This window comes from Pseudomonas sp. HD6422 (assembly GCF_025377065.1).
In the GTDB taxonomy this organism is placed as follows: Bacteria; Pseudomonadota; Gammaproteobacteria; order Pseudomonadales; family Pseudomonadaceae; genus Aquipseudomonas; species Aquipseudomonas putida_U.
In genome coordinates, this window is record NZ_JAHWIW010000080.1 from 1 (window position 1) to 1,519 (window position 1,519).

Annotated in this window: 1 rRNA gene; it reads left to right on the forward strand. The window is 50.3% G+C overall.

Going from position 1 to position 1,519, the window contains the following annotated elements:
* Positions 1–490 precede the first annotated feature (490 nt).
* A 16S ribosomal RNA gene (locus tag KY379_RS27115) occupies positions 491–1,519 on the forward strand; the annotation flags it as partial.

Below are 1,519 nucleotides of genomic sequence, written 5' to 3' on the forward strand. Positions count from 1 at the left end.
AAAATAGGTGTTGACGCCGTTTCGAATCCCCTTATAATGCGCACCACTTCCAACGCAGTCGGAACGAAAAACTCCTTGAGATTCAATGAGTTGCAAGTTCCAGGTCGTATTGGAAGTGCTTCGGTCTCACGATCGCAGCGGTGAAAAAAGGCAGTTGACAGCGGTTTTAAACGCTGTATTATTCGCCTCCCGCTACGAGAGATCGCAGCGAGTCAAGTGTTTGAAGCTAAACGAGTTTCTCGGAAAAAACTTCAAAATAAACGCTTGACACGAAATGAGGAAAGCGTAGAATGCGCGCCTCGGTTGAGACGAAACGCTCTTAGCCAAACGCTCTTTAACAAATTGAATCAAGCAATTCGTGTGGGTGCTTGTGAGTACGGACTGATAGTCACAAAGATTATCAGCATCACAAGTGACCATGCGAGAAATCACATAGTCATTTGAGATTGCTGAGCCAAGTTTAGGGTTTCTTAAAAACCCAAGCAGTATTGAACTGAAGAGTTTGATCATGGCTCAGATTGAACGCTGGCGGCAGGCCTAACACATGCAAGTCGAGCGGATGACGGGAGCTTGCTCCTTGATTCAGCGGCGGACGGGTGAGTAATGCCTAGGAATCTGCCTGGTAGTGGGGGACAACGTTTCGAAAGGAACGCTAATACCGCATACGTCCTACGGGAGAAAGCAGGGGACCTTCGGGCCTTGCGCTATCAGATGAGCCTAGGTCGGATTAGCTAGTTGGTGGGGTAATGGCTCACCAAGGCGACGATCCGTAACTGGTCTGAGAGGATGATCAGTCACACTGGAACTGAGACACGGTCCAGACTCCTACGGGAGGCAGCAGTGGGGAATATTGGACAATGGGCGAAAGCCTGATCCAGCCATGCCGCGTGTGTGAAGAAGGTCTTCGGATTGTAAAGCACTTTAAGTTGGGAGGAAGGGCAGTAAGCTAATACCTTGCTGTTTTGACGTTACCGACAGAATAAGCACCGGCTAACTCTGTGCCAGCAGCCGCGGTAATACAGAGGGTGCAAGCGTTAATCGGAATTACTGGGCGTAAAGCGCGCGTAGGTGGTTTGTTAAGTTGGATGTGAAAGCCCCGGGCTCAACCTGGGAACTGCATCCAAAACTGGCAAGCTAGAGTACGGTAGAGGGTGGTGGAATTTCCTGTGTAGCGGTGAAATGCGTAGATATAGGAAGGAACACCAGTGGCGAAGGCGACCACCTGGACTGATACTGACACTGAGGTGCGAAAGCGTGGGGAGCAAACAGGATTAGATACCCTGGTAGTCCACGCCGTAAACGATGTCAACTAGCCGTTGGAATCCTTGAGATTTTAGTGGCGCAGCTAACGCATTAAGTTGACCGCCTGGGGAGTACGGCCGCAAGGTTAAAACTCAAATGAATTGACGGGGGCCCGCACAAGCGGTGGAGCATGTGGTTTAATTCGAAGCAACGCGAAGAACCTTACCAGGCCTTGACATGCAGAGAACTTTCCAGAGATGGATTGGTGCCTTCGGGA